21 protein-coding genes and 3 tRNA genes are annotated in these 21,560 nt (G+C 64.0%); 11 read left to right on the forward strand and 13 right to left on the reverse strand.

Features of this window, described 5'->3' with window-relative positions:
- Nucleotides 1–36: 36 nt before the first annotated feature.
- The gene (locus tag CXR25_RS03505; protein WP_069599542.1) at nt 37–747 is read left to right on the forward strand and encodes an ArsR/SmtB family transcription factor; all 711 of its coding nucleotides are present in this window, start codon (nt 37–39) and stop codon (nt 745–747) included.
- Nucleotides 744–1,553, forward strand: coding sequence for an isocitrate lyase/PEP mutase family protein (locus CXR25_RS03510; protein ID WP_164513938.1), 810 nt, complete (start codon nt 744–746; stop codon nt 1,551–1,553). The genes CXR25_RS03505 and CXR25_RS03510 overlap by 4 nt, the downstream gene beginning before the upstream one ends.
- Before the next feature lie 19 nt (nt 1,554–1,572).
- On the opposite strand, the gene CXR25_RS03515 is transcribed toward CXR25_RS03510, so the two are convergent.
- The 3 genes from CXR25_RS03515 to CXR25_RS03525 all read right to left on the reverse strand — a co-directional run bounded on the left by CXR25_RS03515 (nt 1,573) and on the right by CXR25_RS03525 (nt 4,012).
- Nucleotides 1,573–1,944 carry a hypothetical protein gene (locus CXR25_RS03515; protein WP_009881601.1) on the reverse strand — a complete coding sequence of 124 codons (372 nt, stop codon included), beginning with the start codon at nt 1,942–1,944 and terminating at the stop codon, nt 1,573–1,575.
- Nucleotides 1,945–2,023: 79 nt separating this feature from the next.
- Nucleotides 2,024–3,007: a patatin-like phospholipase family protein gene (locus CXR25_RS03520; RefSeq protein ID WP_069599545.1), complete on the reverse strand. Its 984-nt coding sequence runs from the start codon at nt 3,005–3,007 to the stop codon at nt 2,024–2,026.
- Between the two features lie 114 nt (nt 3,008–3,121).
- Nucleotides 3,122–4,012 carry an SDR family oxidoreductase gene (locus CXR25_RS03525; protein ID WP_009881603.1) on the reverse strand — a complete coding sequence of 297 codons (891 nt, stop codon included), beginning with the start codon at nt 4,010–4,012 and terminating at the stop codon, nt 3,122–3,124.
- 195 nt (nt 4,013–4,207) lie between these two features.
- On the opposite strand from CXR25_RS03525, the gene CXR25_RS03530 reads away from it, so the two are divergent.
- A complete protein-coding gene (locus tag CXR25_RS03530) occupies nt 4,208–5,068 on the forward strand; it encodes a CPBP family intramembrane glutamic endopeptidase (RefSeq protein ID WP_226823743.1) in 861 nt (286 codons plus the stop codon).
- A gap of 220 nt (nt 5,069–5,288) precedes the next feature.
- On the opposite strand, the gene CXR25_RS03535 is transcribed toward CXR25_RS03530, so the two are convergent.
- From CXR25_RS03535 to CXR25_RS03545, 3 genes are all read right to left on the reverse strand, one after another.
- A complete protein-coding gene (locus CXR25_RS03535; RefSeq protein ID WP_114384511.1) occupies nt 5,289–5,624 on the reverse strand; it encodes a hypothetical protein in 336 nt (111 codons plus the stop codon).
- A 171-nt stretch (nt 5,625–5,795) separates the two neighbouring features.
- Nucleotides 5,796–7,322 carry a SulP family inorganic anion transporter gene (locus tag CXR25_RS03540; RefSeq protein ID WP_055085098.1) on the reverse strand — a complete coding sequence of 509 codons (1,527 nt, stop codon included), beginning with the start codon at nt 7,320–7,322 and terminating at the stop codon, nt 5,796–5,798.
- A 180-nt stretch (nt 7,323–7,502) separates the two neighbouring features.
- Nucleotides 7,503–7,853 (reverse strand): MerR family transcriptional regulator, encoded by a 351-nt coding sequence (locus CXR25_RS03545; RefSeq protein WP_019160177.1) that lies wholly within the window; start codon nt 7,851–7,853, stop codon nt 7,503–7,505.
- Between the two features lie 390 nt (nt 7,854–8,243).
- Here CXR25_RS03545 and CXR25_RS03550 point away from each other — a divergent pair, with 390 nt between their 5' ends.
- From CXR25_RS03550 to CXR25_RS19320, 4 genes are all read left to right on the forward strand, one after another.
- Nucleotides 8,244–8,843, forward strand: a complete 600-nt coding sequence (locus CXR25_RS03550; RefSeq protein ID WP_114384512.1) for a recombinase family protein — start codon at nt 8,244–8,246, stop codon at nt 8,841–8,843.
- Between the two features lies 1 nt (nt 8,844).
- Complete coding sequence (locus tag CXR25_RS03555; protein WP_114384513.1) at nt 8,845–10,239, forward strand: Mu transposase C-terminal domain-containing protein; 1,395 nt, start codon at nt 8,845–8,847, stop codon at nt 10,237–10,239.
- Nucleotides 10,240–11,046, forward strand: a complete 807-nt coding sequence (locus tag CXR25_RS03560; RefSeq protein WP_114384514.1) for an AAA family ATPase — start codon at nt 10,240–10,242, stop codon at nt 11,044–11,046.
- Between the two features lie 621 nt (nt 11,047–11,667).
- Nucleotides 11,668–12,078 carry an HNH endonuclease signature motif containing protein gene (locus tag CXR25_RS19320; RefSeq protein ID WP_164513939.1) on the forward strand — a complete coding sequence of 137 codons (411 nt, stop codon included), beginning with the start codon at nt 11,668–11,670 and terminating at the stop codon, nt 12,076–12,078.
- Between the two features lie 287 nt (nt 12,079–12,365).
- Here CXR25_RS19320 and CXR25_RS03570 read toward each other — a convergent pair whose 3' ends face one another.
- The gene (locus CXR25_RS03570; protein WP_125240428.1) at nt 12,366–13,148 is read right to left on the reverse strand and encodes a hypothetical protein; all 783 of its coding nucleotides are present in this window, start codon (nt 13,146–13,148) and stop codon (nt 12,366–12,368) included.
- A 5-nt stretch (nt 13,149–13,153) separates the two neighbouring features.
- Here CXR25_RS03570 and CXR25_RS03575 point away from each other — a divergent pair, with 5 nt between their 5' ends.
- Nucleotides 13,154–13,951, forward strand: coding sequence for a tyrosine-type recombinase/integrase (locus CXR25_RS03575; protein WP_164513940.1), 798 nt, complete (start codon nt 13,154–13,156; stop codon nt 13,949–13,951).
- A gap of 159 nt (nt 13,952–14,110) precedes the next feature.
- Here CXR25_RS03575 and CXR25_RS03580 read toward each other — a convergent pair.
- From CXR25_RS03580 to CXR25_RS03590, 3 genes are all read right to left on the reverse strand, one after another.
- Nucleotides 14,111–14,183: transfer RNA gene (locus CXR25_RS03580), tRNA-Phe, on the reverse strand.
- 68 nt (nt 14,184–14,251) lie between these two features.
- Nucleotides 14,252–14,325 (reverse strand) — tRNA-Asp (locus tag CXR25_RS03585).
- A 55-nt stretch (nt 14,326–14,380) separates the two neighbouring features.
- Nucleotides 14,381–14,453 (reverse strand) — tRNA-Glu (locus CXR25_RS03590).
- A gap of 173 nt (nt 14,454–14,626) precedes the next feature.
- Here CXR25_RS03590 and CXR25_RS03595 point away from each other — a divergent pair.
- Together CXR25_RS03595 and ybaK are read left to right on the forward strand one after the other, a co-directional pair.
- Nucleotides 14,627–14,974: a metallopeptidase family protein gene (locus tag CXR25_RS03595; protein ID WP_009881606.1), complete on the forward strand. Its 348-nt coding sequence runs from the start codon at nt 14,627–14,629 to the stop codon at nt 14,972–14,974.
- A 255-nt stretch (nt 14,975–15,229) separates the two neighbouring features.
- The gene (gene ybaK / locus CXR25_RS03600; protein WP_009881607.1) at nt 15,230–15,730 is read left to right on the forward strand and encodes a Cys-tRNA(Pro) deacylase; all 501 of its coding nucleotides are present in this window, start codon (nt 15,230–15,232) and stop codon (nt 15,728–15,730) included.
- A 32-nt stretch (nt 15,731–15,762) separates the two neighbouring features.
- Here ybaK and CXR25_RS03605 read toward each other — a convergent pair whose 3' ends face one another.
- On the reverse strand, nt 15,763–16,374 hold the full coding sequence (locus CXR25_RS03605) for a YigZ family protein (RefSeq protein WP_096160408.1): 612 nt from the start codon (nt 16,372–16,374) through the stop codon (nt 15,763–15,765).
- Between the two features lie 121 nt (nt 16,375–16,495).
- Between CXR25_RS03605 and CXR25_RS03610 the strand changes: the two genes are divergently transcribed.
- Entirely contained in the window at nt 16,496–17,857 is a 1,362-nt protein-coding gene (locus CXR25_RS03610) for an aspartate aminotransferase family protein (protein ID WP_114384518.1), read from the forward strand.
- A 3-nt stretch (nt 17,858–17,860) separates the two neighbouring features.
- On the opposite strand, the gene CXR25_RS03615 is transcribed toward CXR25_RS03610, so the two are convergent.
- Nucleotides 17,861–19,492 carry an amidohydrolase gene (locus CXR25_RS03615; RefSeq protein WP_069599547.1) on the reverse strand — a complete coding sequence of 544 codons (1,632 nt, stop codon included), beginning with the start codon at nt 19,490–19,492 and terminating at the stop codon, nt 17,861–17,863.
- A gap of 231 nt (nt 19,493–19,723) precedes the next feature.
- The gene (locus CXR25_RS03620; protein WP_241212389.1) at nt 19,724–21,475 is read right to left on the reverse strand and encodes a thiamine pyrophosphate-dependent enzyme; all 1,752 of its coding nucleotides are present in this window, start codon (nt 21,473–21,475) and stop codon (nt 19,724–19,726) included.
- Between the last annotated feature and the right edge of the window lie 85 nt (nt 21,476–21,560).

Genomic DNA, 21,560 nt, shown 5'->3' on the forward strand with positions numbered 1-21,560 from the left:
GCCGAGCCCGAACATTCAGGGGCATACCATCGAGCTATGACCAGGAGCCACCCGGAATCGGCACCGGACATCGCCGCGTTGGCCTCGGCGCTCGCCGACCCCACCCGCGTCATGATCTGCACGAGCCTCCTCGACGGCAGAGCATGGACGCTCACGGAGCTCTCACGTGCCCTGCAGGTGCCGATGTCATCGACGTCCGAACACGTCAGCATCCTCATCGCTCGCGGCGTACTGGCCGAACGTCGGCAGGGTCGGCACCGCTATGTGCAGCTGGCCTCGAGAGACATCGCCGACTGGCTCGAACACACGGGTGCGCTGGCGGGGGAGCGGATCGAATCGGCCCCGAGCCTGGCGGCCAAGACCCGCGACCGGCACCTCCTTGAGGCACGAACCTGCTACCGGCACATCGCCGGACATCTGGGAGTCCAGATCTGGGCGGCAGTCACCGCGAGAGGATGGGCCGATGACACCGCGACCGTGACCGAGCCGGGAATTTCTGGCCTGGCAGAAGAATGGGGAATCGATGTCCCCACCGCGGCCTCAATCTCTCGCCCGCTGACACGTGCCTGCCTCGATTGGACGGAACGACGCACCCACCTCGGCGGGTGGCTGGGAGATGCCATCTGCGCACAATTCCTCGACCGGGAATGGATCGTCCGCCGTCGCAGCTCTCGCGCACTCACACTCACACCGACCGGTCGGGACGAACTCGACTGGATTCTCACCACCGAGGTGACACAGCTATGACCAGCACAACTACCGACCCGCACCGGACCTTCCACAGCCTTCACATACCCGGAAACCCGTTCATCCTGCCCTGTGCCTGGGATGTGGCAAGTGCGCGATTGTTCGCCGAGGCGGGTCACCCTGCCGTAGGCACCACCAGTCTGGGTGTGGCCGCCGGAATCGGCGCCGCCGATGAGGATCGTGAAACGCTCAGGGCGATGGCGGACCTGCTGGAAAACATCAGACGGTCACTGCCCGATGCCCTGCTCACCTGCGATTTCGAAGACGGCTACGGTGACGACCCGGCCACAGTCGTTGAAACTCTGCGAGGTGCCTTCGCAGGAGAGGGCGCCGACCTGAGGATCGACGGAATCAACATCGAGGATTCCGCTCGCGGGCGCCTCGTCGAACCTTTGGCCCTGGTGGGCAAGGTCTCCGCGATCAAGGAGGGATTCCCGGATCTCTTCGTCAACGCGCGGATCGACACGTACTGCACCGGTCAGGACAGCCTCGGCGATACCCTCGAGCGGATGCGCCGCTATGTCGATGCCGGGGCAGATGGGATCTTCGTTCCCGGTGACCTAGATCTGGCAGTCGTTAAGCCGATCGTGGACGCGAGTCCGCTGCCGGTCAACGTTCTCGCCAGTCCGCGGTACTCACGTGGGCAGTTCGCCGAGGTGGGGGTGGCCAGGATCAGCACCGGTTCGTTGCTCTACCGGGCCGCGATCTCGGCGGCAGCGCAGTCACTGAGTGGGCTGAGAGAAGACCGCCCGGCGCAGACAGCGAATGTGCTGACCTACCGGACGGTCTCGCAGCTGGGCGACTAACCACAGGTCAGTTCTCGGTTCAGTCCTCGTCTTCGGTCAGCATCTCATCACCGGGACGATTCCCCAGATCGGCCGCGGTGGCTGAATCCGTGGAGAACTCACCGGAGATGTCCGGGGCATCGAGTTCGTCGCCCTCACCCGAGTCCTCGAGCAGGGCATCATCGGCACCTTCGATGCCTGTGCCCTCGGGGCCATCGGCACCGGGTTCGGCGTCGATGGGTTCGACATCGAGTTCCGGATCGACGTCATCGGCTTCCGCCTCGGCGGCATTGAGCTCCGGATCATCGAGCTCATCGGCCGTGGGTTCGTCGAGGGTGGGGTCATCCATCAGCGGTGCACCCATCTCGGGTTCGTCCTGCCACTGTGTCGGATCGTTGGGATTGTCGCTCATGATCGCTCCTTCGGTGGTGGTCGTGTCTGTCGACGCTCACATTGTTGCACGAGCAGCGGGCGGTGCGCAGGTGGTGCGATCACCTGCGGTCGTAGCGTTCCTTCCATGCCTGCCAGTCCCAGGCGCTGAGGAACTCTTCGGCCGCGGCCTCACCTGACCCGATGAGCTCCATCTTGTCCGCCATCGTCAGATCGAAGTCGGTGCTGCTCTGTGCACCGGTGTCGACGAAGATCGTGCGATCGGTGACCGAGGGCTCATCGATATGGCGCCGGTCGTGGGCATTGATCATCGTCGACAGCAGCGAGAGCGCATATTGGTAGGTGTTCGCATTGGGCCGCCATTCGGCTTCGGCCGTGGTCTTGGCCGAGAGCATCACCCCCAGGGTGGGCCAGCGTGCAGGCTGGCTGTCTCTGCGATCGAAGATGTCGACGGGGAAGTTCGAGAGCAGGCCACCATCGGCCGCGAGCACCGAGGCACCGCCGGCGGTATGCGGGTCTGCCTGCAGGGAGCGGGGCCGGAAGAAGAACGGAGTTGCCGCGGAAGCACAGACCGCCTCGGCGACCGATTGCGAATCCGGGTCGACGCCCAGTGCCTCGCGGTAGTCCCAGGGCAGACGGAGCATGCGACCACGTGAGACATCGGAGACGATGACGACGAGGCGGTACTGGCGTTCCGGCGGAAGTGCACTGTTGGCATCGTGCAGGCGCAGGTCGCCCCAGGTTCGGATGCCCTGCGCGGCGAGGAGCTCGTCAAGGAAGTCATAGAGGGCCGAGCCGAGATACATCCCCTTATGGAACACGAGCCCCTGAATCTTCCCCAGCCACGGCGCGAGACGGAAGGCCGGGCTGAGGTCCTCGAAGTCGGTGAAGTCCTTGCCCAGAATCGTTTCGATGAGTCGTTCCGGAGGGAATCCTGCGGCAGTCAGAGCGCCCACGATCGCGCCGGCCGAGGTTCCCGCGATGCGGTTGAAGGAATAGTTCGCCGAGCTCAGCGCATTGACCGCGCCGACGAGTCCCGGGAGTTTGGCGCCCCCGCCTTCGAGGACCAGATCGGTGACGGCCATGACGCACTCCTCCTCAGAGACCTCGGTATCCCGGCGACCCTCGTGCCGACGGGACTCCTCTCATTGTCTACCAGCAGGGGCGGGGACAATGAGAGGAGTGGGCCGTGTTGCTGCTCAGCGCGATGCGGGTGCCGAGACAGGGTCGGCATCATTGAGCTCGGCGGCCGGTGATGCAGTGTTCTGTTCTGCGATCACGGGGCGGCGGCCGGTGAAGTGATCCATGGTCTTGTTGACGCCGAGGAAGTCCATCACCTTGTCGAAGACCCGTGTTGGCAGCAGTCGCGCCCCGGGCAGGATGCGGACCAACGACGGCATGACCAGCTGCTCACGACCCGATTCGACGGAGTCCAGGACGTCGTTGGCGACGTTGTTCTCTTCGAGGATGGGCAGAAGACGTGGGAACTTGGTCTTGACGCCTTCGAACATGCCGGTGTTGATGTAGAACGGGCAGACGACGAGGGTGTTGACGTTGTGACCATCGGCGCGCAGTTCGGCACGCAGTGATTCGGTGAAGCCCACCGCGGCGTACTTGCTCGCCGAGTAGTCGGTCTGCCTGGCTACGCCGACCATTCCTGCAGCACTTGAGATGGTGACCACCGTGCCCCGGTCGCGCTCGAGCATTCCGGGCAGGAAGGCACGGGTGACCCAGTACAGGGCGAGGGTGTTGACATCGTAGACTCGGCGGATCGCGGCCTCATCGGCCTCGAGCAGCTTCGTGCCGGTGACGATTCCGGCGCAGTTGATGAGGACGTCCACGGGTCCGGTGTCTTCGGCGATTGCTGTGACCTGTTTGGAGTTGCCCACGTTGACGGTGAAGGACCGGGCGTTGGTGCCGGTTGCCGCGATCTCGTCGGCAACGCGCTGTCCGCTCTCAGTTGAGAGATCCCAGATGAGAACTTCCGCTGCTCCACGCGCTGCGGCGTCGAGTGCCATCAGACGGCCGATGCCGCTGCCGGCGCCGGTGATCAGTACTCGTGCACCTTCGATTGGGGTACCGCGGGTCATATGTTTGCTCCTTTGCAGCTCGAGTTTCAGCGCATGGTTCGATTGGGGGCGCTGTTACCGACATCACAATACATGCCATAGTTACCGATTCGTAACCAGTTGGTCTCTTCTCTTTTCACTCTCCAGAGTGATGTCGGCCCAGACACGTGCCCCCTATCGTCGCGGATGGACGGGGCGAACGCTTCCGGTCATCCTATGAATGGAGTCAATGTCGTGCGTCTCATCAAACAGCTTGTCGCCGTTGTGGCAGTCACCGCGCTCGGAGGAGTCGCGGCAAATATCGTGGGAGGAAACGGTGTGTTTGCTCTCCTGGCAGGGCTGATCACTGCCACCCTCACGCTCATCGTCTACCGCGCTGTCGTGCGGCGCACTGAACATCGCCCGGTCGTCGAGGTGTCATCGGCAGGTGCTCTCCGGGCGCTCAGCCTCGGAGCGCTCATCGGCATCGGCCTGTTCTGTCTTTCGATCGCTGCCATTGCGCTCCTCGGCGGGTACACGGTTGATGGACTCGGATCTCCGGGAGCACTGTTGGGGCTGCTCGGTCTCATGGCAGCAGCCGCGGTCACCGAGGAAGTGATCTTCCGGGGTGTCCTGTTCCGAGTCGTCGAAGAGCGGACCGGGTCATGGATCGCCATGGTGGTCACCGGACTGGCGTTCGGCCTCATGCACCTGCTGAACCCCAACGCTTCACTCTTCGGTGCGATCGCCATCGCGGTCGAGGCCGGCTTTATGCTCACCGCTGCCTATATGGCGACAAGACGACTGTGGGTTCCGATCGGTCTGCATTTCGGATGGAACATCGCTGCTGGCGGAGTCTTCAGCACCGAAGTCTCCGGGGCCGATACTCCGCAGGGGCTGCTGGATGCGACGATGTCGGGCCCGGTGCTTCTGACCGGCGGAGACTTCGGCCCCGAGGGCAGTGTGCTCTCCATTGCAATCTGCATTCTCGCAGGGGCCGTCTTCGTCTGGATGGCTCATCGACGCGGCACGATCCTCCCACCGCGCAATCGGCGGCAGGTTCCCGAAGCATCCCTGCCCGCGCTCAGCGAGGGCTGACTGAGCCTGGGCGGCTGTGGGCCGGCTGCGGATACACGAAAACCCTCGCCGAAGCGAGGGTTTTCATTGTGTGGTGGCTCCGACCGGCGTCGATCCGGTGACCTTTCGATTTTCAGTTTCGATGTATGACCTTACCAACAAAGGGAAGTATCAGAGAAAGTGTCTAATAAGTGACTAATCTACTCGTTGTATTGGTGTCGTGGCTTGCAGAGTGGCGGTGTTAGAGGCGGTAGTAGTCGCGGTGCGTCTCGGGCGAAGGCTGACTGGATTGGAGCGGTGTTGGGTTGGCGCAATCATCCATCGCGGCTGCTGCGGGTTCAGGCGGGTCACTCTCGAAGGCCTTCGCTCTTGCGTAGTCGTGCGGATCCCCGGCAAAGAAGCCACCGAGCCCGATGCCGAAGTTGAGACCAAAGAGCGATACTAGGCAGATCGTCATGATCGGCGGGAAGGCGGAAGGGATCTCAGCTTCACCCTGTAATGAGTACAGGCTCAGCCCGAATGACATCCCAGTGCCGAGGCCAAAGACAATAATGAGGGTCGCCATAATGGTGTTCATGATTATCTCCGTTCGCCCCTGCGGGAATCGGAGATGTGAAGTTTGGCGATGAATGGCGGCGTTCTGTGATCGCTCGGTGGCGCACTCCCGGCCACAGCGGGGCCCCGCGCTGACACGTGCGAATACTGGTCCAGCGTGTGAGCCTCGGGCGCGGGGAGGGTGCGTGGTGGTTTAGTGTCCGGCGCCGAGCTTGCCGGACATGCGGTTGCGCATGTTTTGGCTGGCCTCGTTGAGGCCGATGACCTCGACGTTCTTGCCGTAGTGGCGGTACTTGTCCTCCACGGAATCTAGTGCGGCGATGGTCGAGGCATCCCACAGGTGTGAGGTCGTCAGGTCGATGACGATGCGCTGAGGGTCCTCGGCGTACTCGAACTGGGTGTAGAGGTCGTTGGAGGAGGCCCAGAACAGTTCCCCGTCCACGGTGTACCGAGCTACGGCCTGCTCGCCCTCGCCCTTGACGGTGCGCGTGACGGTGGCGAAGTGCGCGACCCTGCGGGCGAAGAGCACCATCGCGGTGAGCACCCCGAGCCCGACGCCGACGGCTAGGTTGTGGGTGGCGACGGTCGCGATGACGGTGACTACCATGACGATGGTCTCGGACTTGGGCATCATTTTCAGCGTTGAGGGACGGACGGAGTGCCAGTCGAAGGTGGCGATCGACACGAAGATCATCACCGCGACCAGGGCGGCCATCGGGATCAGCGCCACTACCTCCCCGAGGGACACGGCCAACACCAGGACTAAGACGCCGGCCAGGAAGGTGGAAATCCGGGTGCGGGCCCCGGAGGCCTTGACGTTGATCATGGTCTGCCCGACCATCGCGCAGCCGCCCATTCCGCCGAAGAAGCCGCTGATGATGTTCGCCGCGCCCTGGCCCCAGGACTCGCGGACCTTGTTCGAGCGGGTGTCGGTGATGTCATCGACCAGCTTGGCCGTCATCAGGGATTCCAGCAGCCCGACGAGGGCCATGCCCAGTGCGTAGGGGGCGACGATCTGGAAGGTCTCCAGGGTGAAGGGCACGTCAGGCAGGAACAGGGTGGGCAGGGCGTCGGGCAGCTGACCCTTGTCCCCGACGGTGGGCACGTTGAGTGCGAAGACCAGGGCCAGAGCGGTGACAACGATGATCGAGATCAGCGGGGCTGGGACGACCGTGGTGATCCGTGGCAGCAGGTAGATGATCGCCAGGCCGGCGGCGGTGAGCGGGTAGACCAGCCACGGGACGCCGATCAGGTCTGGTAGCTGGGAGGTGAAGATCAAGATGCCCAAGGCGTTGACGAAGCCGACCATCACCGACCGGGGGATGAAGCGCATCAGCTTGCCCACCCCGAGCACCCCGAGGATCACCTGGAAGACACCGGCAAGGATGACCGCGACGAGGAAGTAGTCCAGCCCGTGCGAGGCCATCAGCGGGGCGATCACCAGAGCGGTGGCCGCGGTGGCCGCAGAAATCATCGCCGGCCGCCCACCCAGGAAGGCGATGGACATGGCCATCGTGGCGGCAGCGAACAGACCCACCTGCGGGTCCACCCCGGCGATCAGCGAGAACGCGATGGCCTCAGGGATCAACGCCAGCGCGACGATCAGGCCGGCCAGCACCTCGGTCTTCAGCCAGCGCGGGCGCTTCAGGGTCGCCAGGACGGATTGGCGTTCTTCGGGGGTGGCATTCGCCGGCGGGGCGGTGTGGATTGTGGTGGACACGCAGGTCTCCCATCAGGTCGTGAACAAGAAGGACCCCGGCCTTACGAGGCAGCCCGGCCGCCCAAGGGGCGGGGCATCAGGTAGTCACCGGGAAAAGTTTCGACACTAACTCTACCCTAACGTGAGGGTAGAGTCTGGCTGCTGGCCCACCTCGCTCCGCCAGCGGGGGGGGGGGCAGGTTTAGTCGTGGACGCGGTCCTGCAGGGCGTCGATGAGCTCGTCGGCTTGGCGCAGTTTGCGGGCCATCTTCTCCCGGGCCACCCGGACCCTTTCCAAGTACGCGGCAGTGGCCTCGACCGGTTCCTTGGCCTCCAGAATGGCGAGGATCTCGGCGGTCTCCTCCAGGCTGAATCCCAGCGGAGTGATCCGCCGGACGTAGTTGAGCCGCTCGACGTCGGCCTGGGTGTAGAGCCGAAATCCGCCCTCACTGCGGGCCGAGGGCGGCGCCAGCCCTACATTGTCGTAGTGGCGGATAGTGCGCATCGACAGCCCGGTGCGTTCGGCGACCTCACCGATCTGCATCGTGTCCATGTCTTGCTCCTGCGCTTGCCCCACTGCTTCACCCTTCCACTAGCCCTTGCTCGCCATGACGCCTGAACGCAGGCGCCCGCGTTCTGCCGCCCGGCAAGCAGGCACCAACTCTACCGCTACGTCACAGTCGCGCTCAGAGTCGGCCCCAGATTACGTCGACGCGGATAGTTCAAGGCGAAAGCGCTTCGCGCCAAGCAATCGCCGCCCTTCCACAAGGTGGCAAGCTGGTGGCGCCTCAAGAATCTACAGCTTTACGCGACGCCGCGTTTGGTGACTACGGCGCCGGCACGAGCTGGGTCGACGGGAGGCCCATGGTGTCTCGTAAAGTCGTCGCACCGCGTTCTGTCTCAGACCTTCCGGTGAATGTGCTTTATGAGGCATGATGTCGTCATGAGACTTCTGGGGTACACGCGGGTGTCGACGGCGGGGCAGGACCCGGCGCTGCAGCTTGACGCTCTTCTTGCGGCAGGGGTGCAGAAGCGGGATGTGTTCTCGGACGTAACGTCCGGGGCGAAGAGCGCGGCGGAGCGTCCGGGCATGAAGAAGCTCCTGGCCTATGCGGAGCCTGAGGACACGGTGGTGGTCTGGCGGATCGATCGACTGGGCCGGTCGCTCATCGATGTGCTCAACACCGTGAACCTGCTCCGGGATCGCGGCGTGAAGATCCGGTCGGTCTCCGACGGGATCGATCCTGAGACGTCGTCGGGTCGGCTCATGCTCGGTATGCTGGCAACGCTAGCGGAGTACGAACGCGAGCTGATCACCGAGCGTGTCAACGCGGGGATCGCAGCAGCCCGCGCTCAGGGCACGAAGTTCGGCCGGCCGCCCGTGAATCCCGAGGTCGTGGATCGCAAACTGGCGATCGCTGCCGAAGAGAGAGCGAAGGGTTGCACCGCTGAGGGGGCGGCGCGCCTGGTGGGGTGGTCTCGGGCGACGCTGTACCGCCACCAGCGGGACGCTGCCGCTCGCGAGAGCATCGCGCAGGCGTGACATGGACGGGTCGCAGAAGTGGAAGATTCTGCGGCTCCACGTCGAAGACGGCATCCCGCTGGCGAGTCTCGCGCGGGAGGCCGGGGTGGGAGAGCGAACGCTCTCGCGTTGGCACAGCCTCTACCGGGCTGGTGGCATCTCGGCTCTTGAGCGGGCACAGCGCGCCGATGCTGGCGTGCGGCGCACCGCGCCTGAGCTGGTGGCTTTCGTGGAGCACCTGGCTCTGACCAAGCCCCGCCCCAGCATCGCGACACTGCACCGCCTGACCGCAGCCGAGGCCGCACGAAGAAGCGTGAGTACGCCGAGCTACGCGACGGTGCGGTCGATCGTGCAGGCACTGGATCCCGGGATGGTGACGCTCGCTCTCGAGGGGCCAGCATCCTACCGGGACCGCCATGAGCTCGTCTTCCGCCACCGCGCTGAGCGTCCCAATGCCCTGTGGCAGGTCGACCACACCGAGCTCGACATCCTCATCAAGGACCCCAGCGGGAGACCATCCAGGCCGTGGCTGACCACGGTCATGGATGACTACTCGCGGGCGATCTGCGGGTACATGGTCTTCGAGGGCGCGCCCTCGGCGATGAACACCGCGCTGGCGTTGCGCCAAGCGATCTGGCCCAAGAGTGACCCCGCCTGGCCGATGTGCGGCATCCCAGACGTCCTCTACGTCGACCACGGCAGCGACTTCACCAGCCATCACCTCGAGTACACCGCGATCGCGTTGAAGATCCGAATCATCCACTCCACGGTCGCCCGCCCCCAGGGAAGAGGAAAGATCGAGCGGTTCTTCCACACCGTCAACACCGAACTGCTCGCGACCCTGCCCGGGCGCCTCACCCCTGGAAACCCACATCCAGTGCCGGTGCTGGTCCTTCCTGGTCTCGACCGGGCCGTCGGGGAGTTCGTCGGCCAGTACAACCAGCGCACGCACACCGCGATCCGCACGAGCCCAAAGGCGGCCTGGATCGCTGAGGGATGGCTGCCGCGACTACCCGAGAGTCTCGAGGAGCTCGACGGGCTGCTTCTGCGGGTCTCCAAGCATCGCACCGTCCAGCGCGACGGGATCCACTTCCAAGGCCAGCGCTACCTCTCGCCCACGCTCGCCTCGTTCGTCGGACGCACGGTCACCATCCGCTACGACCCCCGGGACCTGTCCGAGATCCGTGTCCACGACCACGACACCTTCGTGTGCACAGCGATCGACGAAGCCCACCCCAACCAGCGCTACAGCCTCCACGACATCGAAACCGCCCGACGAGCCCGCCGCCGGCAGCTACGCAAGGACATCAACGACCGCATCCCCACGACTCCACGCCCCCCTTACGATGCGCCCACGCCGCCCGCTCCCGCGCGACGGCCCAGGAAGCGCCTGAAGACCTACGAAGAGGACGAGTAGATGAACCGCGACTTCATCGTCACCAAGGAACACCGCCGCTTCACCGAGTTCGCCGGCGCCATCCGCAAGGACGTCACCATCGGCATCTGCCACGGCGAGGCCGGCGTCGGCAAGACGCAGTCCGCCCGCCGGTACGCCCACTGGGACACCCTCGAACCCTTCATCCAGGCCTGGGGGCCACGCAGCGAGGCCGACCTAAAGCACTACGCCGCCGCCCACCGCTCCCGCACCGTGTTCTACACCCCCGAGGTCCTCGCCAAGCACCGCGATCTCATGCGCGATATCGAGTTCTACCGCGGGAAGGTCGGAGTCCTGATCTACGAGCACCTCTGCGCGATCGGGAAGATCACGACCACCGACGTTCCCCGCACCATCGACTTCACCGAACTGATCATCATCGACGAGGCCGAACGACTCACGCCGACCTCACTCGAACTCCTCCGAGACCTCCACGACCGCCACCACGTCGCCCTCATGTTCATCGGGATGCCCGGCATCGACCAACGCTTCCGCCACTACCCCCAGCTCTACAGTCGCCTCGGGTTCTCCCACCGCTACCGCGCCCTCGCACGCGAAGAACTACTTTTCGTCCTGACCCGCCACTGGAAACGCCTCGGCCGCACCCTCGACCCCGACGACTTCACCGACGCCCAAGCCATCGCCGCGATCGAACGCATCACCAGAGGCAACTTCCGCCTCCTCGAACGCCTCTTCCCCCAAATCGGACGCGTCCTGAAGATCAACCAACTCGACACCATCACCGACGACGTCATCGAAGCAGCCGCCAGCACCCTCATCACCAGCTAACGCCACCAGAAGCACGCCATTCACCGATCAACTCCACAGATCTAGTTCTGGCGGTTCTCGAAACCGTCTGAACTTGTCTGAGTAGGTGTACTTCTTTGGACATTCTCTTGCTTCCGACTCCACCTGTAATATCTAGGCATGGCAACCGACAAATCGTGCTCAATCGACGGATGCGACCGCGAGTCGTATTCGCGTGGCTGGTGCCACCCTCACTACGACAAATGGCACAAACACGGCGACCCGCTATGGGAGCGCCCTGTAATCTCCAAGCCCTCCTGCAAGGTCGAGTTGTGCGATGGCGAGACCGTCTCAAGGGGGCTCTGTGACAGGCACTATACGCAGCTCAAACGCGGGACGCTCGGTGCGGTCCTCGAAGATCGGTCCTGTTCTCAATGCGGAAAGCGGTTCACACCGAAGCGAAAGAATTCCTGGGTTTGTGATGACTCCGAATGCCGGAGACTTAGGCACCTGGAACTCAACGAGGCTTCACGTAAGAGTCGAAGCCCAAAGGTCTACAACCGGAATTGCACGGCTTGCGGCAAGTCCTTCACGACGAAGAGTCGCGGAACCAAATACTGCTCGCCCACCTGTCCCGCCCGAGAGAAGCAAAATTGGGGCCGAATGCGCATTGCTCTCACTGAGAGCAATTACCCTGTTGTAGCCGAAGAGCTTGAGAAGAGGACGACGAAGGATCCGTCCGGCTGCTGGATATGGGAAGGCACAATTGACTCACGCGGCTATGGCCGCCTTGGGTTCAACAAGGCTGGCCAGTTCCTTGCACACAGACTGTCACTCGAAGCCCACCTAGGGCATCCGATTGACGGGCTGTTTGCGCACCATAAGTGCGCAAACACTTCGTGCCTCAATCCAGATCATTTGGAACTGACAACTCACGCGGAGAACATTGCCGAGATGATGGCGAGACAAAGCTATCTAGCCCGGATAGCCGAACTCGAGCAAACGCTGGCAGAGTACGCGCCCGAGCATCCCGTACTTAAGAGGGGCGGAGGGCCCCTCCCGCCCAGTGTGTAAGCACCGGTTGTCATAGCAGGAGTGCACGGCCTACCTTCAGATATCCATGCAGCAATGGACTGCTCAGTGTCTGTATGGGCAAGGTGTCCTTGCTGGTGGATGGTGAAGAGCAACTAGGACGGGGGGCCTTGACGGACGGCCCCGGTCAAATGACTCATGCATGAGTCATCTCAAAATTTTCAGAACGTCGGGGAAGTCGATCAGACTTCCGGGTACGAAAAAAGCCCGTCAAGACCAGGAACGAATCCCGGCCCTGACGGGCTGATGGTGAAGCTACTCAGTCAGACTCAGCGGTTGCCGTGTCCTGCCTTGTGCACGGTGGCTGGGCGCATCCAGATTTCCTTGCCTTCACGGTCCCGGCTGACGCGTGCACCTGCTGGTGCTGGTCCTCGCGCTGCGTCCGTAAGGCGACGGTTCTCGGCGTACTGGGCTTCTCGCTCCGCACGCTCTTCTGCCTGGGCAGCTCGCTGTTCTGCAAGTGCTTCGGCGACGCTGGAATCGTAACGAGTATCGGTGAGCTTGGACCCGAGATCCTTGACGAGATGCTGAGGTGCCAGAGGGTAAACCTTGTCCCCGTCGACGATCAGGTCACGGTGCATATCGGGAGTGAACGACACTCGGTCGCTGGGGTGCCGTTCCTTGCCGGCGAGGGAACGAAGTTCGGTCTCGGCGGCCTTGATCTCGTATACCTGTTCGAGGTGCTTGTCGAGGATTGGCTGGACCTTGGCGACAAACTCGGCGGTGAACTGCTCGTGGTCGAACGCGGCAACCTGCTCCGCGAGGGTGTTGACCTTGGCGGTCCAAACCTCTTCTTCAGCCTGGGCGAGGATCGCCCTGGCGTCTGTGAGACTGTCCTCTCTCCGTTTGACGAGTCGCTGCAACTGCTGTGCCTGGGCCTGGGCGTCGGCTACCTTCGCACCGTGACCTTTGGCCAAGGGCTCGGGGCTGTCGAGCTGAGCGTCAAGCTCTGCGATGAGTGCCAGTGCCCCGGCGAGCTGGTCTCTGGCTGATGCCAGTTCATCGGTGGCCTTGGCGACGGAAGAAGAAGCCTCACGTCTACCTCTCCACACGGCAGGTGTGGAGGCTGGCGGCGTTCGCGCCGGACGCAACGACGCGGAATATCATCCTCGTCATGGCCTCGACGGGCCTTCGGTTCGGCGAGGTGGCCGCGCTTCGGGTCGAGGACTTCGACCCTGACACCGGCGAGATCGTGGTGAACAAGGCGCTCGCCCTTGACCACGGCAAGGTCTACGAGACGCGCACGAAGTCTCACGAAGACCGTTCCGTCTACATCGACGATTGGGTCCGGGCTCTCATTGCTGAGGCTGTCGAGGGCCGAGGAGATCGTGATCGCATCTTCACCACGGAGCAGGGCCGTGACCTTAACCGGGATAACTGGGCTGATCGGAAGTTCGGGAAGGCTGCGTCTAGGGCTTGCAGCGCCATCGCGGACCTGCAGTCAGAGCTGGGGGTCTCGGAGCGAAAGAAGGGTGTCGCCTTCTTTGGTCCTAAGACTGCGAAGGCTCTGAAGGAGCGGAGCCAGTCTCAGTCATTGCAGGACGTTCTCCGAACGCCGGGGGAGTGGATCGAACCACAGTTCGATCACGCGGTTAAGGTCATCGCTACTAGCGATGGCGGCGGCTTCCAGGTTCTCAAACCTGACGATGTCGATTTCAAGAAGCCGACTCCTCATGACATGCGCCACACGGCAGCGTCTCACCTGATTCGGCAGGGGACGGACGTGAAGACGGTCCAGTCTCAGCTCGGCCACGCCGACGCGGGGACGACTCTGAACACATACGCGGGTGTCTGGGATGACGCGAAGGTGGAGGCGGGGCGGGTGCTGGCCTCGGCTCTGGCGAGGCCGGAGTGACCGCGTAGGGCCTTCCGGAAAAGCGTCCAAAAAGTGACTATCAGTTTCGGCAGAAGTGTCTATAGATCGACCTGCATATCCGGGTGATCTCGTCAAGCCTGGACGCGAAGAAGCCCCGCTCTCCCTTTAGTTTCAAGGGGAAGCGGGGCTTCCTGTTTGTGGCTCCGACCGGCGTCGATCCGGTGACCTTTCGATTTTCAGTCGAACGCTCTACCAACTGAGCTACAGAGCCAGGCCGTCAACATACCGAAGTATGCTGAGAGAAACAAAGGCCCTTCCGAAGAAGAGCCTTGTGCTCCGCGACCCTGACCGGACTCGAACCGGCGACCTCCGCCGTGACAGGGCGGCGCGCTAACCAACTGCGCTACAGGGCCTAACTGGTGTAACTAGTGTATCCGTTGTGGTGGCGGACTTTCCAATCCTACACCGTACCCCCAACGGGATTCGAACCCGTGTCGCCGCCGTGAAAGGGCGGTGTCCTAGGCCTCTAGACGATGGGGGCCCAGGTTGTCCTCGGATTCCCCCGGGGCAACGACGTTAAGCTTATCCCAACCTTTTTGCTGAGCGCAAACCGGCAACCCGTGTCCTCGGTCACACTGTTTCGAACGCCAGCGAACCGGTGATCGAGAGGGCAGTCCACAGCCGCTTCGGAGACCCTCCCATTAGGCTGGGGACATGGAAGACCTCAGTGATGAAGAGTTCGAAACGATCCTTGATGAGGCAATCGACCAGCTTCCCGCGGGCGTGACCGACGAACTCGACAATGTCGCCCTCTTCGTCGAGGACCGACCCGAGGATGGGAACACGCACCTGCTGGGCCTCTATGACGGAACGCCGGTGGGGGAGCGGGGAATCTCCGGCCTCGAACTGCCGGACAACATCTTCCTCTACCGCGACAACCTCATCTCCTTTGCCGAGGACCGCGATCACCTGCGCAGCGAGATCGTCATCACCATCGTCCACGAGATCGCCCACTTCTACGGAATCGACGACGAACGCCTCCACGAGATCGGCTGGGGCTGAACCCAGACGCCCCTCCGCAGTCCCCCAAGCGACGGTGAAGTCCAGCGTCACCCCAGGTCGTAGGTGGTTTCTCACTCTTCATCACCCGTCATTGATTGGCGCTTGAGCCTGGACTTCGCTTATTGTGGGCGGGTACCCATCAGCATTCGATACAACATTCCGTCCGTATCGACGCGGGAACACAGGGGCGAAAGCCCCGGGCAGAAATGCTCCGCGTGTCCCCGCAGATTTACGGGCAGGAGGCACGACCCCTTTATGACAGTGGCATCCAAACCGACAAGCGCGGCTACCCCGGCCGTCCGTGTACTCAACCTGGCAGGCATCGAATACACCCTGCACAGCTTCGATCACGACCCCAGCACCCGCCGTTACGGGTCCGAAGCAGCCGATAAGCTCGGCGTCGGCTCCGACCAGGTGTTCAAGACCCTGATGATCCAGGTCGACGGCGCACCCGTCACCGCCCTGGTCCCCGTGTCCGGGCAGCTCGACCTCAAGGGTCTCGCGTCGGCACGCGGAGCGAAGAAGGCTCAGCTGGCAGGCGTGGCCGAGACCGAGCGCCGCACCGGCTACCCGGTCGGCGGAGTCTCTCCGTTCGGGCAGCGTCATGCTGTGCCGGTCGTCATCGACCGCACCGCACTCGAGCACTCCTCGGTCTTCGTCTCCGCAGGCCGCCGTGGCCTCGAGATCGAGATCCGTCCCGAGGACCTCGTCATGCTCACCAACGCACAGGTCGGGAAGATCGCAGCTCTGGACTGATCAGTTCAGCACTGATCGACACCCAGACCTGATCACACCCATTCGACGTCACCGACGGCGGGCTCTGCCTGACCGGCGGTGACGTCTGCGTATATCGCCAGGGCCGCGTCCACCTCGGCGACGGGGACCATCATGTCCAGATGCACGGCGGCACCGTACTGTGACCGTGTCGTCCAGCCCCGGTTCCCGGCCGCCCGATCCAGGGCATTGGCCTGGGCGTAGTCCACCTCGGCTCGCACCGGCACCAGCTCATGCTTCGTCACGATGCGTGCCGTCTCCAAGGCCGCCGAGGTGGCCTGGCCGTAAGCGCGGACGAGTCCTCCCGCACCCAGCAGAGTACCCCCGAAGTACCTGGTCACGACCGCAACGACGAAGGTCAGACCGTGGCCGGAGACGACGTCGAGGATCGGCGCCCCGGCCGTTCCTGCTGGTTCCCCGTCATCGCTGAAGCGCTGTGTGCGCGAATCGGGATCGAGGACGAACGCGGTGCAATGATGGCGCGCCTTCGGGTGGGCGCTGCGGCGCTCGGCGATGACCTCCCGAGCCTCTGCCTCGTCGGCGACCGGCGCGAGGAAGCCGATGAAGCGTGACTTCTTGATCTCGATCTCGGTCTCAACGGGGGCGGCGATCGTGCGGTAGGGCATGCCGATCACTCTACCGAAGACCACTGACGCGGATCCCGGCAGCACGGGCCGGGACCGTTTCGCCGGAATCTGATCTACGATGAGCGGACGAACCTGAACAATGGTGAAAGGGTGATGCGTTGTGCAGCAGCTCAGCGAAGCTGAAATCTCGGCGATCAAGGACGAATCCGCCAGAGCCTACGAACTCGATCGAGCGCATGTCTTCCACTCCTGGTCAGCCCAGGAGCTCATCGACCCGATGACCGTCTCCCGCGCGCAGGGGTCGACCATCGTCGACGGTCAGGGACAGTCGTTCCTCGACTTCTCCTCACAGCTCGTCAACACCAACATCGGCCACCAGCATCCGAAGGTCGTCCAGGCCATCAAGGACCAGGCGGACCTGCTGTGCACGATCAGTCCCGCCCACGTCAACGCCGCCCGGTCCGAAGCCGCCCGCCTCATCACCGAACGCACCCCTGCCGGTCTGGACCACGTGTTCTTCACCAACGGCGGCGCCGATGCCAACGAGCATGCGATCCGCATGGCCCGGCTGCACACCGGCAAACACAAGATCCTCTCCCGATACCGCTCGTATCACGGCGGCACCGAGACCGCCGTCAACGTCACCGGCGACCCGCGCCGCTGGTCCAATGACCGTGGCGACTCCGGTGTCGTCCACTTCTTCGGGCCCTTCCTCTACCGGTCCGAATTCTCGGCCACCACCGAGGCGGAGGAGACCGAGAGGACTCTGCGCCACCTCGAGCGCACCATCGAACTCGAGGGTCCGTCGACGATCGCCGCGATCATCCTCGAGTCCATCCCCGGCACGGCCGGCATCATGCTGCCTGGCAGCGAGTACATGCAGGGCGTGCGAGCCCTGTGCGACAAACACGACATCATCTACATCGCCGACGAGGTGATGGCCGGATTCGGGCGGGCCGGCAAATGGTTCGCCTTCGAGCACTTCGACGTGGTGCCCGACATCATCACCTTCGCCAAGGGCGTGAACTCCGGCTACGTGCCTCTGGGCGGGGTGATCATGGATGATGCGATCTACGGTTCGTTCGCACAGAAGGCCTACCCCGGCGGGCTCACCTACTCCGGCCACCCGCTGGCCTGTGCCGCGGTCGTCGCGACGCTCAAGGCGATGGACGAGGAAGGCATGATCGAACATGCCGAACGCATCGGTGAGGAGATCATCGGGCCCAGGCTGCGCCAGATCGCGGAGAACTCGAAGCACGTCGGCGAAGTCCGCGGAGTCGGCGCCTTCTGGGCGATCGAACTCGTCTGGGACAAGGAGTCCCGGGAGCCGCTGGCACCCTACGGCGGAGGCTCACCCGAGGTCGCCTCGGTGGTTGCTGCACTCAAGGAACACGGTGTGGTGCCCTTCAACAACTATCACCGCCTCCACGTCGTCCCGCCGATCAACATCAGCGAAGAGGACCTCGAAACGGGCCTGGGCGTCTTCGAGAAGGTCCTCACCGACCTCGACTTCTCCCGCTGAGCTCTAGCGGGCGTCGTGGGTGAAATCGCCGCCGAGGACGGTGGCGCGGACGGGGATCTGTGAGATCTGCTCAGGAGCCACGTCTGCGGGGTGGGCGTCGAGGGCCACGAAGTCCGCGAGCTTCCCGCGTGACAGTGTTCCCTTGTCCGCGCCGTGCCCGGAGGCCTCGGCGGCGACCGAGGTGTAGGCGGCGATCGCCTCATCGGTGCTCAGGCATTCCTCGGCCGAGCCCATGATGTCGCCGTCGCGGGTCTTCCTCGTCACAAAGGCTTCGATGCCGCGCAGCGCATTGCCGTCGGCGCAGGGGCGATCCGAGCTGCCGGCCAGCAGCACACCGGCGTCGATGAAGGACTTCGCGCGGTAGATCAGTGAGCGGCGCGCGGGCCCCAGCGAGGCGTTCATTCCATCGCCGATGCCTTCGGCGAACGCGGACTGCGGGGTCACGACGATGCCGTTGTCGGCCAAGGTGGCCAGGTGCTCATCATGGACGAGGGCAGCGTGTTCGATCCGGTTGGGAACGGCTCGACGACCGTACTTGGCCTGGGCGTCGACGATGTTGGCCACCGCAGCATCCACGGCCGCATCGCCGATCGCATGGACCGCGACGGACCACCCGGAGGCGTAGGTGTCCAGGATCTGCTTGCGCAGCACCTCGGCGTCGGCCTGCAGGTAGCCGGGATGGTCCTTGCCCTCGTAGTTCTCCCGCAGAGCAGCGGTCTCCCCGCTCAGCGCCCCGTCCATGAAGAACTTGACCGGTCCCAGGGAAACGAGGTCATCGCCGAGGCCGGTGCGCACTCCCGCGTCGAGGCCGATTCCGAAGCCGTCTGCGGAGTTCGCTGCGATCTCGTGGAGACCATCGGCCTGCGGCAACAGCTGGGCCCGGGCGCGCAGCTTGCCCTCTTCCCGGGCACGCAAATAGGCAGAGACCTCGATGGGGGAGTGGCCGATCCACCCGTAGGCAACGCCGCAGTCACCGAAGGAGGTGATGCCTTCCTTCGCGTAGTACGCGGTCGCAAGGTCGATGGCCTCGACGATCGTGTCGAGTGAGTAGGGACGGATGAGGTCCTGGACGAGGCCCTGTGCGGTCTCTTCGACCAGGCCTGTGGGGTGGCCCGCCGCATCGGTGACGACCTTGCCGCCGACTGGGTCGCTGAAGCCGGGGTCGAGGATCCCTGCTCGCTTCATCGCCTCGGTGTTGACGATGGCGGCATGCCCGGAGGTCTGTCGCATGAATAGAGGTCGGTCGCCGGTGATCTCGTCGAGGCGGGAGAGCTCCGGGTACTGCCCGTCATAGTCGCGGTGGGCGTAGCCGGTAGCGTTGATCCATTCTCCGGCAGGTGTTGTTGCGGCTGCCTTCTCGAGGGCGGCGTAGACATCGGGCAGACCGCCGGGCAGGGCTGTGACGTCGATGGATGCCAGGGTGAGTCCGAACCATGCGGTGTGGCAGTGGACGTCGTTGAAGCCCGGCAGCACGGTGGCCCCGCCCAGCGATTCGACCCGATCCGCAGTGACGCCGTCGAGCTCCTCATCGAAGCCGATGATGCGCCCGGCGAAGACGCCGATCTTCTTCGCCCGCGGACGTGCCGGGTCGAGCGTGTGGGCATCGAGATCGGTGAAGATCGCGTCGATGTTCATGTCAGTCACCTTTGCAGCGTCAGAATCAGTTACAGCGTAGGAATCAGTTACAGCGAGAGAGCGCGGATTGCGCGGCGACCGAGGCCGCCGCGGCGTCGGAGAGCACGGAACGCGGTCCCAGCGCCCAACAGTTGGTAACTCCTGGTCGATCCGAAGCGAATTTTCGACCAGAAGTCACCAACCGTTGGGTCCGTGGCTGTGCAGCCGGTAGGAGGGAGCGCATCGGCCCGCTCACACCCGGGCTCCGCGGATCGCGGGGTCGGTGAGACAGCGGACGAGGGCCGGACCCTCATGAGCCAGGGCCTTCTCGAAGGCATCCCGGAAGTCCTCCGTGCGTTCGACTGTCAACCCCATACCGCCGAAGGCCGTGGCCAGGGCCGCGAAATCGGGACTGGACAGGGACGTGCCTGTTGCGCGGCCCGGATACTCGCGATCCTGGTGGCCGCGAATCGTGCCGTAGACAGAGTTGTCGTTGACGACCACGGTGAGGTTGACACCGTACTGTGCGGCGGTGGCGAGCTCCTGGCCGTTCATCAGGAAGTCCCCGTCGCCGGCGATGCAGAACACGGGACGCTCGGGATGAACGAGCCCGGCGGCAACGGCGGCGGGGAGCCCGAAGCCCATCGATCCGTTGCGCGGTCCCAGCGCCGAGGGGAATCCGTGGGTGGGCAGGAACCTGGTGGCCCAGCCGGAGAAGTTCCCGGCCCCGTAGGTGATGATCGCGTTGTCCGGCAACAGCTCCCGGACATGGACGAAGGCCTCATCCATGTCGACGAAGTCCTCGCCGGCAGAAGCAGAGCTCGCCGAGATGGCTACCGGCACCCGCCATTCCTCGAGTTCTGCCCGAGCCTGGCGGATCCATTCGGGCAGCGGCACCGGTTCGTCGTTGCCGCTCAGGTGCTCATCTCCGACAGCAGGCTCATCGATTGACCCGTCGGAGGACACCGAGTAGGCGCGGGCACCGTCTTCGGTGAACAGGGCCTGGGCGAAGCGGTTGACCGGGGTGACGATGTGCTGGTCGAGGCTGCCGAAATGCCCGTGCGCATCGGGGTCGGGGCCGATGACGACAGTCTTGGCGTCGGTGCCGATGGTGAAGGAATCGGTTGCCACATCGGTGCGGACACAGCCGAGGAAGATGTGCAGGTCAGCCTCGGCGAAGGTTCTCTTCGCGACCGCGGAGGCACCGAAGCCGAGCATGCCGAGGAAATTGGGGGAGTCGTGGTCGATGCCGTCGTAGGCGCGGAAGGTGCCGATGACGCCGAGGCCGCGGTCGCGTGACCACTGCGCGATCCTGCGCGAGGTCGCCGGGGACCAGTCCTCGCCGCCGATGATGAGGACGGGACGATCGGCCTGGAGGATGCGGGCTCGCAGCTCGGTGACGTCACCGGCATAGGGGGCAGCAGAACCATGCGTGCGCGGCGGCAGCACCGTCCCCGCGCTGGCCTTGACCAGGATCTCCTCGGGCAGGCCCACGATCACGGGACCCGGCCGGCCGGTCACGGCGGTGTGCATGGCATCGGCGACCACCTCGGCGGCCTTATCGGGGTCATCGAGAGTGAGGACCTTCTTGGTCGTCGTCGAGAACCAGCCGTTCAGGTCGAATTCCTGGAAGGACTCGCGACCTCGCTGGGCGGTGGGGATGAGGCCGACGAACACGACGAGCGGCGTAGCGTCCTGGTGGGCGGTGTGGACGGAGACCATGACGTTCGAGGCACCGGGACCGCGGGTGACCATGGCGATCCCGGCGATGCCGGTCATGCGGCCCTCGGCCACGGCCATGTAGCCGGCTCCGCCCTCTTGGCGGCAGACGATGGGGGTGATGGTCGAATCGTGGAGGCCATCGAGCACATCGAGGTAGGACTCGCCGGGGACCAGGTAGGAACGCTGGACGCCGTGGGCTTCGAGCTCCTTGACGAGGAGATGACCGGCGGAAAGAGGCGCGGAGTTGTCCATGGCTTCATGCTTATCATTCTTTTGTCTCATGTGGGCAGACTCTTGAACATTCGGTCGCACAACGCCGTATGATCTTGGCACAACGGATTCCGCAGGGAATCGCTCGACATCGAGA

The sequence above is a fragment of the Brevibacterium aurantiacum genome, from assembly GCF_003932995.1.
Taxonomy (GTDB): domain Bacteria; phylum Actinomycetota; class Actinomycetes; order Actinomycetales; family Brevibacteriaceae; genus Brevibacterium; species Brevibacterium aurantiacum.